The organism is Paraglaciecola hydrolytica, assembly GCF_001565895.1.
GTDB classification, from domain to species: domain Bacteria; phylum Pseudomonadota; class Gammaproteobacteria; order Enterobacterales; family Alteromonadaceae; genus Paraglaciecola; species Paraglaciecola hydrolytica.
Genome location: NZ_LSNE01000011.1, coordinates 215,982 through 230,902 on the forward strand (window position 1 = coordinate 215,982; position 14,921 = coordinate 230,902).

The 14,921-nt window shown below is 42.3% G+C and carries 15 protein-coding genes; 3 read left to right on the forward strand and 12 right to left on the reverse strand.

The window, feature by feature from the left end:
* Positions 1 to 825, forward strand: coding sequence for a nucleoside triphosphate pyrophosphohydrolase (gene mazG / locus AX660_RS19375; RefSeq protein WP_068380781.1), 825 nt, complete (start codon positions 1 to 3; stop codon positions 823 to 825).
* Between the two features lie 19 nt (positions 826 to 844).
* Here mazG and AX660_RS19380 read toward each other — a convergent pair whose 3' ends face one another.
* From AX660_RS19380 to AX660_RS19430, 11 genes are all read right to left on the reverse strand, one after another.
* A complete protein-coding gene (locus tag AX660_RS19380; RefSeq protein ID WP_068380784.1) occupies positions 845 to 1,771 on the reverse strand; it encodes a hypothetical protein in 927 nt (308 codons plus the stop codon).
* 95 nt (positions 1,772 to 1,866) lie between these two features.
* Entirely contained in the window at positions 1,867 to 3,186 is a 1,320-nt protein-coding gene (locus AX660_RS19385) for a rhamnogalacturonan acetylesterase (protein ID WP_068380786.1), read from the reverse strand.
* A gap of 178 nt (positions 3,187 to 3,364) precedes the next feature.
* The gene (locus AX660_RS19390; RefSeq protein WP_068380788.1) at positions 3,365 to 4,261 is read right to left on the reverse strand and encodes a tetrahydrodipicolinate N-succinyltransferase N-terminal domain-containing protein; all 897 of its coding nucleotides are present in this window, start codon (positions 4,259 to 4,261) and stop codon (positions 3,365 to 3,367) included.
* 157 nt (positions 4,262 to 4,418) lie between these two features.
* Entirely contained in the window at positions 4,419 to 5,579 is a 1,161-nt protein-coding gene (locus AX660_RS19395) for a tetratricopeptide repeat protein (protein WP_068380790.1), read from the reverse strand.
* A gap of 1 nt (position 5,580) precedes the next feature.
* A complete protein-coding gene (locus AX660_RS19400; RefSeq protein WP_068380792.1) occupies positions 5,581 to 7,644 on the reverse strand; it encodes a DUF3857 domain-containing transglutaminase family protein in 2,064 nt (687 codons plus the stop codon).
* Between the two features lie 167 nt (positions 7,645 to 7,811).
* Positions 7,812 to 8,231 carry an arsenate reductase (glutaredoxin) gene (gene arsC / locus AX660_RS19405; RefSeq protein ID WP_068380795.1) on the reverse strand — a complete coding sequence of 140 codons (420 nt, stop codon included), beginning with the start codon at positions 8,229 to 8,231 and terminating at the stop codon, positions 7,812 to 7,814.
* Positions 8,228 to 9,262, reverse strand: a complete 1,035-nt coding sequence (gene arsB, locus AX660_RS19410; RefSeq protein ID WP_068380798.1) for an ACR3 family arsenite efflux transporter — start codon at positions 9,260 to 9,262, stop codon at positions 8,228 to 8,230. The genes arsC and arsB overlap by 4 nt, the downstream gene beginning before the upstream one ends.
* Positions 9,263 to 9,270: 8 nt before the next feature.
* Positions 9,271 to 9,996, reverse strand: a complete 726-nt coding sequence (gene arsH, locus AX660_RS19415; protein WP_068380800.1) for an arsenical resistance protein ArsH — start codon at positions 9,994 to 9,996, stop codon at positions 9,271 to 9,273.
* Position 9,997: 1 nt separating this feature from the next.
* Complete coding sequence (locus AX660_RS19420; protein ID WP_068380803.1) at positions 9,998 to 10,468, reverse strand: arsenate reductase ArsC; 471 nt, start codon at positions 10,466 to 10,468, stop codon at positions 9,998 to 10,000.
* Between the two features lie 13 nt (positions 10,469 to 10,481).
* Positions 10,482 to 10,817, reverse strand: a complete 336-nt coding sequence (locus AX660_RS19425) for a metalloregulator ArsR/SmtB family transcription factor (protein WP_068380806.1) — start codon at positions 10,815 to 10,817, stop codon at positions 10,482 to 10,484.
* A gap of 166 nt (positions 10,818 to 10,983) precedes the next feature.
* Complete coding sequence (locus AX660_RS19430) at positions 10,984 to 11,844, reverse strand: hypothetical protein (protein WP_082769023.1); 861 nt, start codon at positions 11,842 to 11,844, stop codon at positions 10,984 to 10,986.
* A 166-nt stretch (positions 11,845 to 12,010) separates the two neighbouring features.
* Between AX660_RS19430 and AX660_RS19435 the strand changes: the two genes are divergently transcribed.
* Both AX660_RS19435 and AX660_RS19440 read left to right on the forward strand, forming a co-directional pair.
* A complete protein-coding gene (locus AX660_RS19435) occupies positions 12,011 to 13,681 on the forward strand; it encodes an FG-GAP-like repeat-containing protein (protein ID WP_082769024.1) in 1,671 nt (556 codons plus the stop codon).
* Between the two features lie 91 nt (positions 13,682 to 13,772).
* Complete coding sequence (locus AX660_RS19440; protein ID WP_068380811.1) at positions 13,773 to 14,630, forward strand: PA4780 family RIO1-like protein kinase; 858 nt, start codon at positions 13,773 to 13,775, stop codon at positions 14,628 to 14,630.
* 30 nt (positions 14,631 to 14,660) lie between these two features.
* On the opposite strand, the gene AX660_RS23650 is transcribed toward AX660_RS19440, so the two are convergent.
* Positions 14,661 to 14,783 carry a hypothetical protein gene (locus tag AX660_RS23650; RefSeq protein WP_268801396.1) on the reverse strand — a complete coding sequence of 41 codons (123 nt, stop codon included), beginning with the start codon at positions 14,781 to 14,783 and terminating at the stop codon, positions 14,661 to 14,663.
* Positions 14,784 to 14,921 lie beyond the last annotated feature (138 nt).

The window sequence follows — 14,921 nt, forward strand, 5'->3', positions numbered from 1 at the left end:
ATGGTGGATAAAGCTGACAAAGCAGCCAAACTTAATGCTGAATCCTTAGCTGATTTGCTCAAAACCATGCAAGTATTACGTGACCCACTTAAAGGTTGTGCGTGGGACAAACAGCAAACCTTTGTCAGCATAGTACCCCATACCATCGAAGAAGCCTATGAAGTGGCTGACGCTATTGTCTCTGGTGATATGGCAGCGATCAAAGATGAGTTGGGCGACTTGTTATTTCAGGTGGTGTTTTATGCCCAGTTAGCTAAAGAACAAAATGAGTTTGATTTTGCCGGTATTTGTGAGCAGTTAAACAGCAAATTGATTAGACGCCATCCCCATGTATTTGCGCAATCTACTCAGTTGACTACGACCGAACTGAATCAACAATGGGAACACATCAAAGCCCAAGAGCGGGCGGGCAAACAGCAAGATACCGATGCCAGTATCCTCGCCAATATCCCCAAGGGCATGGCACCCTTACAACGGGCGCAAAAAATACAAAAGAAATGTTCTGCAATAGGTTTTGACTGGTCAACTTTACCGCCGGTAGTGGATAAAATTCACGAAGAAATCCAAGAAGTACTCGACGAGGTAAATGCGCCACAACCCAATCAACAAGCCATTGAAGAAGAAATTGGTGACTTGCTTTTTGCGGTGGTTAATTTGGCTAGGCACGCAAAAGTTGATGCCGAAACCGCCCTAATCAAAGCCAACCAAAAATTCGAAAAGCGCTTTCGCGCAGTTGAAACTATCTTAAAGCAACAAGGACAGGGTATCGAAGCGGCCACTCTGGAGGAGATGGAAGCGGCTTGGCAAACAGTTAAAAAACAGTAAATAGTAGCTATTTTCAGTTTTAGGATTTTATCGGCCTAGACAGTGCCAAGACCTTTTTTCTAGACTCTGCATCGATCAAACTATCATCTACGTAATTATCCACAATTCCATTGATGGCTTTGATATGGGGTATCAACCGTTCTTTGTCTTTGGCTTTAAGATTGTAATGATTTATGGTTCTTAATAATTTTATCGAGGCACTGTTTAAACTGTTATTTTGTCTGGGTGTGGGATTGTCGTGGGGCGTTGCTAGCCCCAGTAATTGCACCACTTCTTGAACTACATCAGCTTGGTAGTTAAATACACAAACGTTGTTTTTGCCAAACAGACTTTGGCAGTCAGTGACAAAACTTTGATAGTTTAAATGTTGCGCAAACCAAGGGATGTCTAACATCTGGGCAAAGGATAAGTCTTTGCCATAACAGGGATTACTGGCCACTTGCGGGTTACGAATACATTGTTTGTAATAGCTTTCAATAAAGGCGAGGGGCTCCCGAAACCAGACCCAGACTTGCATATCGAAGAGTTTATTTAACTCCGCTAACAGGGCTTTGGAAGCGTCAGGAAAATCCCACCAGTAATTATAAATCCCCTCTGATGACAGAATAATGGTGTGAGTATCGGGTTTAACCTGCGAGATGATATTTTTGAAGTTTTCTAAGAAGTTACTCACATGGCTTGTGATCAAGTTCTTCTCAAACCATTGGTGTGTGGGCGCCGCTGGGTTGTCAGATTTTTCCAGATTGTGCGGGTAAAGAATGCCTAAACCTCTGAGTTTACGTTGTTTTTTATTGAGGTAGGTTTGTAAACTTGTGGTGCCGGTTTTAGGTGTGCCGACGTGGATAATGAGTTTTAGTTTTTGTAGCTTAAGTTGCTGTAGAGTGGATTCAAATGGTACTAATAGCTCGGCTAATTCGTGAGCAAAATGACTAATTGATGTTTGCATTTATATATCTAAAAATATCTGACAGTGTGGCCTCATCATACAGCAACAACATTTTTGCTCACCCTTGAATTTTTTCCGCAGTGTTTTTTGTGCCTTCAACTTCCATCAGGCTTAACCTTAGCAAAACGCTCACTCATGGGCAAAGTCCAGTTTTGATAGTCATTCGGTTTAGCTGGGTTATAAGGTAACACGTCGGTTTTGATGGATTTTTGCAGCTTTAAACCCCTATCAACTATGCCCTGTAAAATGCATAAGGCAATTTCGTTGGCACCAAAGGTATTAAAGTGGGTATTGTCGTTGAGCTTGCTCGTTTGATTAGGAAAGGTATTGGCGCGGTATTGTACAAAGGCTTTGCGGGATAACTCGTCACCCCAAGCTTGATACATTGCTGTACTCATCTTAGTTACATCGATAAGTGGCACTTTGAGCTCGGTAGCCACGGCTCGCATGGCATCCGGAAAATCTCCGTGAGTGTGCTTAAGTGTGCCATCGGCATTAAACAAGCGTCTTTGTGTAGGTGTGACTAATACAGGTATGCCACCTTTGGCGCGGCTGGCTACTACATATTCTCTGAGTAAATCGCTGTAGCTTGTCCAAGGACCAATGCCTTCGCCCTTGAGTTTTTCATCATTATGGGCAAATTCGATAAAGATATAATCATCGCTTTGCATCAGCGAGAGTATTTTAGCCAGACGTTTACTTTGTTTAAAAGAGGTCAGCGATTCACCCGATTCGGCATAATTTGCCACGACCACACTGTCATCTAGATATTGCGTGAGCATTTGGCCCCAGGATGCCCAAGGTGCTTGTTCTTGGTCGGTTACCGTTGAATCACCGGCTAAAAAAATTGTCGTGACGTTGTTTACTTTACTGAGCTTAATTTGTTGGATGGCGCTAAGGGCTGCAAATTCTAAAGTGAGTTTGTTATCCCAGTTCAGGTAAGTTGCTTCTCTGGGTTTGATGGCTATGGCTTGTTGGTCGTCGATTTGTGGATTACGCAAGTTAACTAAAAAACGCTCTTTGCTGTTTTCTCCCTTGTTTAGTGCTAACTGATTTAACAGCACTCGTCTGGATTCGACCTTAATGGTACTGACAGAATCCTGTTTTGGGCTACCTATCACTACCTCAAGACGATAATTACCTTCTGGCAATGACATTGAAAAATACACAGGTTTGTTTGCTATAAAACCTTGCTCTGCAAAATCCACATGGCTGCCACTGTCAAAATCAAAGCCGTAACTCTGTTGCTCGGAATAGCTAATGGCACTGTTTATATGTGTGGTGTTATCGACCTGTTCTGCATTAGTTTGGTTATGCTGCGTGCCAAAATTGAATATTAAGGCACTGGCCTTAGCTTGCGATAGTAGGCTGATAATAACAAAAGTACTCAGGCTAATGATTCGTGTGAAATACATGCAAGAGATCCGCAAAATGAAACGCCAGACAGTAGGAAAATAACTTAAGTCAGGCAAGGTTTATCGGGCGTAACTTTCATAAATGAATATTAAACTGGGTATCGTTTTTACTGGCGATACAAACTAACAAGCCAGTCGAGGTGACTGGCTTGTAAACGTTTAATCGAATAGATTGTTGTCAGTCGTTGCTATGTAAACTGGCGTTGAGGCCGCCCCATTTACCTGCATCGGTCACTATGGCTTCTACCGCACCGGTTTGACTGTTACGACGGAACAATAAACCTGATAAACCGGATAATTTACGTGCCGCTACTACGTCACCATCTGGGGTGAGTACTTTGGTGCCAGCCGTAATGTATAAACCCGCTTCAACTATGCAATCATCACCTAGTGAAATACCAATACCGGCGTTAGCACCTAACATGCTGCCTTTACCGATAGAGTTAATGGTTTTACCTCCACCAGATAGCGTACCCATAATCGAGGCACCACCACCAATGTCTGAACCATCACCCACAATAACACCTTGTGAGATACGGCCTTCCACCATAGAGTTACCCAAAGTGCCAGCATTAAAGTTTACAAAACCTTCGTGCATTATAGTGGTGCCAGAGGCCAGATGAGCGCCTAAGCGCACGCGGTCGGCATCACCAATACGCACACCTTCTGGAATAACATAGTCAGTCATACGTGGGAATTTATCGATAGAACTGACGGTTAGATGATGGTATTCATCGGCAAGTAGGGCTTTTAATTCTTCAACTTTAGCCGGTAATACCGGGCCTGCAGATGTCCATGCGACGTTATTAAGCAAACCAAACAAACCGTCTAAATTGATGGTGTTTGGTTTAACCGCACCTTCAGATAGGAGGTGTAAACGTAAATAAGCGTCTTCGGTGGATTGTGGAGCTTGGTCAATTTCAATACTTAGTTCGACAAACTCGCTTTGAATTAAGCCAACTTTTTGCGCTAAGCAGCTACGTGAAACTTTTTGATTGCTGCGGGCAAACCAAACATCTAAGGTTTTGCCACTTTGCACATCGCTATATTTATGGCCTATACGAGTTATTGTCATCAAACTATCCTATCTTCTTTGCAAAATCGGCGGTGATTATGGCCTGAATTGGCGCTGTAGGCAGCCACCTTTTGTTTATAGTTTACAACCAAAGTGTCTATAACTAAGTGTTGCACACATCAGGCAGAACTTAGTGCCTTATTTAATAGAGTTGGTCTTAACTGTTCATGCGTTGAGTAAGCCAGCTCTGATATTCGCCTGATTCAATAAAACTAAGCCCATCTTCAAATTCCGATATGACCTGAGGACTCATCACATAATTAAACTTCGCAACTAATACATCCATCAAAGCAAGGCTCAGGCCATAGTCTTTAGCTAAAAACGATACTTGCAAGAGCACAAAATACACTTCGCGTTGATTTGGCTCAGCCAATATTGCCTGACGTCCGTAACTTACGGCCGACTCAAACTGCCGATTGTAGGCATGTAATATTGCTAGTTCACTTTGCATTTTGCTGTCTTGCAAGGCAAATAAAGGTAAACCTTCGACCATTTTTATGGCGGCAGCAAAGTTATCTAATTGAATATAATGTGCTTCAAACAACAAGGAGCTTTTCCCTGGTTGTTCTAGGTTGGCTAAAACAATTGTTTGTAATTTTTTTGCATTTTCTGCCGGTAACTGACTGTATTTACGTAATAAAAAGTCATGTAAGGCCGCATCATTTTTAACGAGCGGATCGAGGTTGTTATATATTCTGACAGCTTCATCAAGTTCATTCATTTGCAAAGCTTTAACTAAATTATTGAGTTGCGACTGTGAGTTTGTGTATTGGGTAAATAATTGGCTGAACTTACCGACAAAATCCAGCGCCGAAAAAGCATAAGATACCGAATGAAAATCATATATTTGGTAACTGTCTGGCTCCAACCATAAGGTAACGTAGCTATAACCACCATCACTATCGATGCGGTAATAAGCTGCGAGGCTATTGTCCTTGAAGGTTTCAGAGCGTAAATAATGCCAGCTAAAAGTCTGGGATACATCTAACATACCCGAGATAAGCTGTTGTTTAACATCGGCCGCTACTTTTGCGGTATTAAGCGGGTTGGCGTATTGCTCGGGATGTTTTAGGCGTAAGTGTCTGGCTATGCTCAAAACATCAATTTTACTTTGCAAGCTGGAGAGTGGATCTTGATTCAGTTCTTGCTCAAGCTGTTGGTTAAACTGTAAGAGAGATAGCTTGGCAGGAGCTAAATTTGGGACATTAGTGCTAGTTGCTTGAGCATTATTTACTTTAGTTGATGAACACGCCCACAGCGTTGCCAAACCCATAGCTACCACGGTCCACTTTATACGGGACAACATTGCCTTTGACATACTACTCTCCTGCATTTTGTTCTGTTGCCAAACGACGTTGGTTTAGATTTTTTAAAAGGTTTTGCATTGATTGAATGCCAGGATCTTGACTGACATTGGTGATGCTGTTGTGATAACTCATGCGTTTAGCAATATCGTTGAGTAGGCTTAGGTGCGCTGCAACGTCAGCCACGGCCACATGATCTTGTTTGGCTTGATAGATATTAGAAAAAATCAGTAAACGTCTGTCATTGCTAATTTGTGAATCAAAGTTAATGTGTTGGTCGGCATAGCTCGCATTATCTACTTCGGTGCTAAAGTCGATATGTTCAGGCAGTTGTAGGGTGATTTTATGTTCAACACTAATGTTAGGGTAAATGGCTAAGGGTTGTTCACGTTTAATTGACTTAGGCAATTGCACATATTGACTTGAAAAATCAGCCTGTAACTCAAATTCGGCGTGCTGCTGTGCATTGAGTCGCCAAAAATCCACCACTAAATAACGTTCAACAATGGTGATTTGATTGTCGCCACGATTGTCGTTAATGCTCAATTGATCGAGACTTTCGATGTTGGGATAACGTTTGGCATAATAATTAAGGTAAGACTTGGCTAACTTTACCTGTCCTTCTGATTTTAGCCGATAGCGTAAATTATCTGCTTCACGGCCTGTCATCTTGGTGGTGATACGCCACTCAACTGCCGAGCTATAATCGGCTGCTATGATGTTTTCTGTGACCACAATACTGCTGTGATTATTAAGCGAAGGTTGGGCTGAAACGAGCTTGGTACTAGTGGGATTAACCAACAAAGCTGAACCAAAGTCCGTTTGAAATTTACTGACAAGTTTTGAACCTTGATGGGTGACCGTTGGGTCAATCCAATAACTGATACCATTGAGCTGAATGTTAACAATGGCGTGATCAAACACGCCATGGCTAGGCAAATAATCATTAACATGTTGACGATTCACACTGGATACCAAGGCAGGGCTTGCGGTAACCCCCAATTCATTCAACAACATACTTAAAAACAAAGATTTATCTTTGCAGTCACCCTGCCTGTGATCAAACGTTTCGGCTGGACTATGCGGACGATGAGAGTTTTCACCTAATTCCAAACCAAGATAACGAATTTGGTTTTGGCTAAAATTTATCGCTTCATCAATGGCATCGTTGAGTGGTTTGGTTTTTAAGTTACTGATAAATTCCACTAACTCAGGCGAAGGCGTTTTATCAACAGCAAACAATTCATTGGCCCAACTTGCCACTTCTTGCCAGCTTTGGTATTCACTAAATTGCACATGGGGATAAGGTGTGTACCACGAAGGAATATTATCTTCTTCAAATATTTCAGCGGTATCCAGTAAAGTAAGTTGATATAGGGTGTTTGTGTCTTTTGTTTGTTTTTTGACTTTGGCATCGCTGCGAAAGAGTTTGTATTGTAGTGGTCGATTACTGGGCATTAAAACCGCCACATTAATTTTGTCGACGGTTACGCCCCAACCTATAGTCGCTCCCGCCGAAAATTTATCGGCAAACACCGGATTACTGCCTACCACGGTATAACTGTAATCAATCACGTCACCGACCCGCACATCTTTAAGCAAGACCACGGCTTCCACTTCGCCCGAATAAATATTGCTGTTTTGACGATCTTCAGCATTGATCACTTCAATATCGCTACGTTTGAGTTGATTGACTACCTTGTTGTTACGTAAGACTTTAATGCCGTGAATATTTAAAACTTCGTAAGCGGGATTAAAACGAATATGAATATTGGCGTTAGATTCTATGCCTGACGGATCGGTTAATGAATACACAAAACGCGCATAAACCTGTTTACCGGCTACCCCGCTCACCTGTTTATCAACCAGATGGTAATGAGCAGGGCTACGCAAATCGACAAAATCAGCCACGGTATAGGTTTGCATATCAACCCACGTAGGAGAGTTGATAATATTAACCTGAGGTTCGTGAGAATTTAATCTATTGGCAGCGGCAATATTACTGGAGAGACAGACAAAAAACAGCACAATAAATGACGCAGGTAGGTTGCGATACCACTTTATTCGCCGGTTAGGCATTTCCTTTTCCTAAAAGTAAATTTACGGTGTTTCAAAATTTGAGCGGCGCAGTATACCTTGTCTTTATTGCTTTGTTTATGCCTGTTTAAACTAATTTAAGCTAAGAGCCTTGGTGACGTTGGTTCATCAAGGCCATGAGAGTTTAGTTGCTGCATGCTACTAAATGATTACGCTAAATAATGGCCTTGTTCATCTAACATCATCTCACCATCTTCTTTGTAATAAGGGCCGGCAGGCCACTTATCCAATAGGGCGAGTACAGTCTCGCTTGGGCGACATAGTTTGACGCCTTTGGCAGTGCACACGATCGGGCGGTTAACCAGCACAGGATGTTCGAGCATGGCCTGTAAAATAGTGTCATCTGACACTCCTTCGTCAAGCAAGCCCAAAGCTTGAGCCGGTGATTTTGAGGTTCTTAACGCTGTACGCGGGGTTAAATCTGCTGCAGCAAATAAACCTAATAGCTGGGCTTGAGTCCAGCCTACTTGCAGATATTCAATAACGGTAGGTTGATAGCCAGCATCTTTGATGACTTGTAGCACATTACGTGACGTACCACAGTCTGGATTGTGATAAATAACGATCATATTTGTGAGCCCTTGGTGGTAAACCAATGACGTGTGCGGTTAGCAAACCATACTAAGGATAACATCACGGGAACCTCAACTAGCACACCAACGACGGTGGCCAGTGCCGCGCCAGAATGTAATCCAAACAAAGAGATCGCTACGGCTACCGCCAATTCAAAGAAGTTAGAAGTGCCTATCATGCAAGCGGGTGCGGCCACATTATGGGGCAGTTTCATTTTAAGGGCGGCATAATAAGCGATGGCAAAGATACCGTAAGTTTGAATAAGCAATGGGATGGCGATTAACAAGATGGCTTCGGGTTTAGCAATAATGGTTTGCGACTGAAAACCAAATAACAAAACTACCGTGGCTAATAAACCAATCATTGACCAAGGTTTCATGGTGCTCAAAAAACTATTTAGCCGAGTATGGTTATCCGCCGAATCTAAAGCCCGACGAGTAAGGGTTCCCAGCACTAAGGGCACGACCACATACAAGAGTACCGAAAACAACAAGGTATCCCAAGGCACGGTAATGTCGGTAACCCCCAAGAGCAAACCGGCAATGGGCGCAAAGGCAAAAATCATGATGATGTCGTTAATCGACACTTGTACCAAGGTGTAGTTGGCATCACCTTTGGTCATTTGACTCCAGATGAATACCATGGCGGTACAAGGCGCTACACCTAATAAAATCATGCCCGCGATATATTCTGTTGCAGTTTGTGGGTCGACCCAATCGGCAAATAAGACTTTAAAAAATAACCAACCCAATAAGGCCATGGTAAAGGGTTTGATCAACCAATTTATCACCAAGGTTAAGGCCAAACCTTTGGGTTTTTTACCCACATCTTTAATGGACGAAAAGTCGATTTGCACCATCATTGGAAAAATCATTAACCAAATTAGTACGGCAATCACTAAGTTAACATGGGCAAACTCTAAGGTAGCAATGGTGGCAAATTGAGCCGGGAAAAAACTACCCGCAGCAATACCCACTAAAATAGCCAAACCTACCCATACTGACAAATAACGTTCAAACAATCCCATAATATTTCCTAAATAGCTCGTTGGTTAACCCGTTGACTGACCTGCTCAGCAGACTCAACCCGCTCAGAATAACGATCAACAAAGTAGTCTTTATTGTCACGCAGTAACAAGGTGAATTTCATCAGTTCTTCTAATACATCCACAATACGGTTGTAGTAGGGCGAGGGTTTCATGCGGTTATTGTCATCAAATTCCATAAAAGCTTTGGCGACAGACGATTGGTTTGGAATGGTCACCATGCGCATCCAGCGGCCTAATATGCGCATTTGATTCACTGCGTTGAAAGATTGCGAACCGCCACTGACTTGCATGACTGCGAGGGTTTTACCTTGAGTGGGGCGTACACCGCCCAGACTTAGGGGCACCCAGTCGATTTGACTCTTAAAAATGCTGGTCATCGAGCCGTGACGTTCAGGTGAGCACCATACTTGACCTTCAGACCAAATCATTAAATCCCGTAGTTCTTTAACTTTCGGATGATCTGCATCTGTGGTGTCGGTTTGCGGTAAACCTGTGGGGTTAAATATTTTAACTTCAGCGCCAAAATGCAACAAAATACGCGCGCTTTCTTCAATGACTAAACGAGAAAACGAGCGCTCCCGTAAAGATCCATACAACAACAGAATACGGGGTTTATGCACTGAGGCCGGCTTTGTTGCGGTGGCAAAGGATTGACTATCGGGGATCTGCAACGAGGCCGCTTCAATATTGGGTAAAGTGTGATCGCTTAACATTTTATATGGCTCCAGCTTTTAACAATGCAGCGCGAAGTTCTGTGCCTGCGAGTTGTTGGGCAGCGATAGTTTTTAGTACTTCAACTCGCTCGCTGATCAACTGCATGCAAGCCCTAAAACCTGCGGCTTTTTCACTTTCAGTCCCTTCAATTTTAGATGGGTCGCTTAAGCTCCAATGGACTTTTATACTATTGCCAAACCAAACAGGACAAGACTCGCCAGCCGCAGAATCACAAACCGTCACCACCACATCAGGAGCAAAATCTTCAAATTCATCCCACGACTGACTTTGTAAACCTTCAACAGAAATGCCCGCTTCGCTTAAGTATTTAATCGATAACGGATGTACTTCACCAACTGGCTGACTACCCGCACTTTTGGCTTCGATAAGACCCTCAGAAAGGTGAGTGGTGATGGCTTCAGACAATATGCTGCGACAACGATTATGGGTACAGATATAGAGTATTTTCATGTTCTTTCCTTGCTCAACAACAGGTTTCGGTGGTGCTTAAACAGACATTCAATTTAGTGAGTGCGTCTTTGTGGTAATCGGAGTTGTGGTTTGCCGTTTGTTCAATGACATTTTTTGCCCAAGTGGGCAGGCTAGGATGAAGTTTGTAATACACCCATTTGCCACGGCGTTCATCCAGCAAGATCCCACACTTACGTAGCTCTGCTAAGTGGCGAGATATTTTGGGTTGGTCAAGCTCAAGTGCCGCCATTAAGTCGCATACACAGGCCTCGTTGACGGTGTTAATTAATAACAGCGACTTTAAGCGGGTATCGTCGGCTAGACATTTATAGAATTTGCAGGGATCCATAATTCACATCTGAAATTTCACATATGTGTAATTTCGCATGTGTTGGCTTGTTTGTAAACCTTAAAATTTTAGTACGTGGATTTTAATTTGAAATGGGTAGGCTTTAGGGACTTAACGCAGCACTAAACTTATGGCGCTACATTACTTAATCTTGATGAACACAAAGCTACAAAGACAGCGGAGTAGAGGCTTTGTTTAGGTGCTCTTGTTCGATGATGGTTTCTGCAATGCTAAAGTTAAGCAAACTAAACTCCAGTCCGCGACTTGCTGCATTGGCAGCGTTGGGGGCAAATGCGCAAAAAGTCAGTAACTCGTTAAAATTATCTTGCGGCCACACATAACACTGATCAAAACCTGCTGGAAACAAGGCTAAGTTTTGATTATCTTGAGAAATTTGCGCATTTCGCGCAAAACTCATTTTTTTGAAAAAGGTGACTGCGGCTGGTGAATTATCTTGTAGTGCATCAGCAAATTTTGCCAGTTTTACTTCACCTTTCGTTTGTTTACTCAAAGTGCGTACGTCCTGCATACTAAGTGGTTTGCCGTATTTGGCGATAGCGGCTTCTAACACTTGGGTTCTAACTGGCTCAATGCTGAGGTAAGCACTACTGATTTTATAACGCAAATTGAGTTGATGGATAAAGCCCGAGTGTTTATTGAAATACAGCTCTAAACGTTGCTCAAGGCGCGACTCTTGATAAGGCTGAAAAAAACTAACAGTGATTTTTTCGCTGCGGGTACCACCTGTTATTGTATGGATCTCGCCGCCGTTTTCGATCAATGCAATAGCTTTGTCTAATATATTTTGACCAAGTTTTACCTCTTTGATATCCAAAGAAGATTGTAAAGTTTGCTTAGGGTTGGTTGGTGCACTGAGAGTTTGTTGGCGCGAAAAACGTTTTAGACCTTCAGTTTGTTCGAGGGGATGTGCATAAGCCTGATTAAGTAATCCAAAGATGGCAGCGCCTAAAATCATAAGACGGCGGATGAAACACAACGCTTTGCTGCGAATAAGCAAAAGAAACATGAAAATCCTCGTTGAACTAATTTGATTAAAGTGAAGACCAAGTTCAAGCCTAACATATAAGCTGTTGAATTAAGTATTGAAAAATGCTTAACAGCGGGCAAAACATACTTATAAACATTGAATTAAACATTTACATTTTAACACTGAATTTAAAAAAGGATTTGTTATGCTTAGCGCAATATTGAATGGCAAAAGGAAGGGCATAATCATGTTACAGCAATGGCAGTTATCACTTAAGCAGTGCCTTATTTTAGGCTTGTTGAACCTATCTTTAGCAAGTGTTCATCTCTGCGCTCATGCCGCTAACTCTAGTCTTTTTAACGAACATCAAATTACCTTACCCTTTAATCTCACTCAGCCTGTGTATGCGGCCAATCTATTGACTAATCCGGGCAATGAAATGTTGCTGTTAGGTGTTAATGAAAGTGGTCAGCGCCAGTTTGCCATCTACGCACTGAATGCCAATAATCAGTTAGTATTAATGGATCACCTGCGCTTGGATAATAGTCTGTTTGCGTTTGATGTGGGCACTCCCGATAAAAATGGTCAGCAACAGTTATATTTTTTAAGTAAGGATCAGTTATTTCAGTATCAGTTTGTTGGTCCCGCTGCAGAGCCGATAAAGCCAAGCGGACCAATGATGGCCGCGCCTCAAGCAGAGGTCATTGCTAGTATTGAACATTCTAATTCACGCCTTGTAGCGATAAGCAAAATAAAGTCGATGTACTTAAGCGAAAAAGCCGATGCCATCATTACACTGGATTTTGCCAAAGACATTAATAACGATCTGCGTGATGATTTTGTGCTGCCCCATTTTGAGCAGTTAAATCTGTATTTATCAGGTGAAGATGCCACTCAATTAACAGGCTTAAAAGAACAACATCTCAACATCCGATCTTTATTACGGGTTGATGGTGCCGATGTGCGTTTTAAACCCAGTGACTTGTTATTTGTGGATATGGACTTAGATACAAGAAACGACATAGTGTTGGTTGAATCTGGCCAGCTTAGAGTTTATCAGCAAACTTTGTCGGGCGATTTTAATCCTGAGCCTTTGTTGATTAAGGTAGCTGCCGAAATTGAGGGTATCAATTGGTGGGATAAAATTGATGTTGATGGTCAGCAAGTTGACCAAAGCCAGTTGAAGCATCGAAGCGTGGAAACCATAACCGATGTTAATGGTGATGCTTTGCCTGATTTAATTGTGCGGTTTACCCAAAGTTCTGGTGTGCTTGATCGCACCAACGATTATGAATTTTATTATGCCAGTGTGGTTGATGGGCACTTGAGTTATGCCCTTAAGGCCGACACACGTATTCAGTCTGACAGTACTTTGTCTGACTTTAAGTGGTTTGATTTAGACGGTGACGGTAAACAAGAGATCATGCTGTCGTCCTTTGATTTGAGCTTATCGCAAATTATCTCTGCCTTGTTATCCAGTAGTATTGAGCAAGAAGTATTGATATTTAAGATGGATGAAAATAATCTTTTTCCGGCTAAACCCACGGCCAGCCAGGACGTAGAAATTACTTTTAGTTTGTCTTCTGGGCGCAGTGGCGAGCCCATGGTTAAAGCCCAAGATATTGACGGTGATAAATTTAAAGATTTGATTTTTTCTGAAGGTGAAGAAGAAATAAAAGTATTATTTGCCAGTCGAGATGGTAAAAGACTTTTTAATAAACGTGCAGAAAAACACAAAGTGCAAGTGCCTAAAAATGCCAAGTCTATTACCCATAATGATTTAAACAATGATGGGAAAATGGATTTGATCTTACATTACAGTCGCGCCGATGCTGCCGACTTGCTAAATAAAGTCATAGTGTTAATCGCTAATTGACAAAAACTGTGTGAAAATTTAGCGGATTGTTCAAGTGTATATTTTCCATCACCGCTAAATTTGGCCTGCTGTAATAAACGTTAAGGAAACCATGAAGACCCCCAAACGAATACAACCCCTTGTAGATGACGGTTTAGTTGACGAAGTGTTATATCAATTAATGAGTGGCAAAGAAGCCACTGTTTATGCCGTACGCTGTGGTGAAGAAATTCGTTGTGCCAAGGTTTATAAAGAAGCCATGCAACGCAGCTTTAAAAAGGCCGCGCAATATCAAGAAGGCCGCAAAGTACGCAGTACGCGCCGTGCTCGTGCCATGGAAAAAGGCTCTAAATTTGGGCGTAAACAACAAGAAGATGCTTGGCAAAATACCGAAGTAGAAGCCTTATTTAAGTTAGCCAAAGCTGGTGTAAGGGTACCTCAGCCTTATGGTTGTTACGACGGTGTATTGTTAATGGAACTGATCACTGACGAACAGGGAGACGTGGCACCGCGCCTCAATGATGTGCAGATGTCGGCAGAACAAGCCATCGAAGATCACTTACAAGTCATGCATTACGTCAAACAAATGCTGTGCATTGGTTTAGTACATGGTGATTTATCTGAATTTAATGTACTGGTCGACGATTACGGCCCGGTGATCATCGACCTACCCCAAGTAGTTGATGCTGCTGCCAACAACAATGCCTTTAGTATGTTGCAACGAGACGTACGTAATATGTCTGAATATTATGGCCAGTACGCCCCAGAGTTAGTCTCAACCTACTACGCCGAAGAAATGTGGGAACTATTTGAAGCCGGTGAGCTTACACCCGATACCGAACTTAGCGGTACCTTTGAGTTTAGTGACGAAGCAGCTGACGTTGACTCGGTACTCGAAGAAATCAAAGCCGCTTTTGCTGAGGAGCAAGAACGTTTGGAACGTATTAATGTGGCGAATGAATCTGATTAACTGGATTGGTAAAGCAGTGAATAGAGGCGACTAAATAGAAACTACAAGCAAACTATTAGGATCCATTACCGCCAGTTGTATTGCGCTATCACAATATTGATTTAACCAATTTTGATCCTTATGGCTATAGCTGATAGAAGCAGAATATTTCATTTCACCTCCATCTCCTTGGGCTCTACCTTGAGCTCATTAATAATTGTCCTTGGTTTTTTGGGTTTTACCTTAAGTGACACTGCCATGTCGTGCAAATGTTGACCATCTATTTTTAGATTATTAGGCTGTTTAAATGTT

What these genes read in the sequence shown, in the direction of transcription:
- AX660_RS23650 (WP_268801396.1), bottom strand. Translation starts at nt 14,783, where the DNA reads ATGAAATATTCTGCTTCTATCAGCTATAGCCATAAGGATCAAAATTGG.
- AX660_RS19400 (WP_068380792.1), bottom strand. Translation starts at nt 7,644, where the DNA reads ATGCCTAACCGGCGAATAAAGTGGTATCGCAACCTACCTGCGTCATTT.
- AX660_RS19420 (WP_068380803.1), bottom strand. Translation starts at nt 10,468, where the DNA reads ATGAAAATACTCTATATCTGTACCCATAATCGTTGTCGCAGCATATTG.
- AX660_RS19425 (WP_068380806.1), bottom strand. Translation starts at nt 10,817, where the DNA reads ATGGATCCCTGCAAATTCTATAAATGTCTAGCCGACGATACCCGCTTA.
- arsB (WP_068380798.1), bottom strand. Translation starts at nt 9,262, where the DNA reads ATGGGATTGTTTGAACGTTATTTGTCAGTATGGGTAGGTTTGGCTATT.
- AX660_RS19380 (WP_068380784.1), bottom strand. Translation starts at nt 1,771, where the DNA reads ATGCAAACATCAATTAGTCATTTTGCTCACGAATTAGCCGAGCTATTA.
- AX660_RS19435 (WP_082769024.1), top strand. Translation starts at nt 12,011, where the DNA reads ATGCTTAGCGCAATATTGAATGGCAAAAGGAAGGGCATAATCATGTTA.
- AX660_RS19440 (WP_068380811.1), top strand. Translation starts at nt 13,773, where the DNA reads ATGAAGACCCCCAAACGAATACAACCCCTTGTAGATGACGGTTTAGTT.
- AX660_RS19430 (WP_082769023.1), bottom strand. Translation starts at nt 11,844, where the DNA reads ATGTTTCTTTTGCTTATTCGCAGCAAAGCGTTGTGTTTCATCCGCCGT.
- AX660_RS19385 (WP_068380786.1), bottom strand. Translation starts at nt 3,186, where the DNA reads ATGTATTTCACACGAATCATTAGCCTGAGTACTTTTGTTATTATCAGC.
- arsC (WP_068380795.1), bottom strand. Translation starts at nt 8,231, where the DNA reads ATGATCGTTATTTATCACAATCCAGACTGTGGTACGTCACGTAATGTG.
- mazG (WP_068380781.1), top strand. Translation starts at nt 1, where the DNA reads ATGGTGGATAAAGCTGACAAAGCAGCCAAACTTAATGCTGAATCCTTA.
- arsH (WP_068380800.1), bottom strand. Translation starts at nt 9,996, where the DNA reads ATGTTAAGCGATCACACTTTACCCAATATTGAAGCGGCCTCGTTGCAG.
- AX660_RS19390 (WP_068380788.1), bottom strand. Translation starts at nt 4,261, where the DNA reads ATGACAATAACTCGTATAGGCCATAAATATAGCGATGTGCAAAGTGGC.
- AX660_RS19395 (WP_068380790.1), bottom strand. Translation starts at nt 5,579, where the DNA reads ATGTCAAAGGCAATGTTGTCCCGTATAAAGTGGACCGTGGTAGCTATG.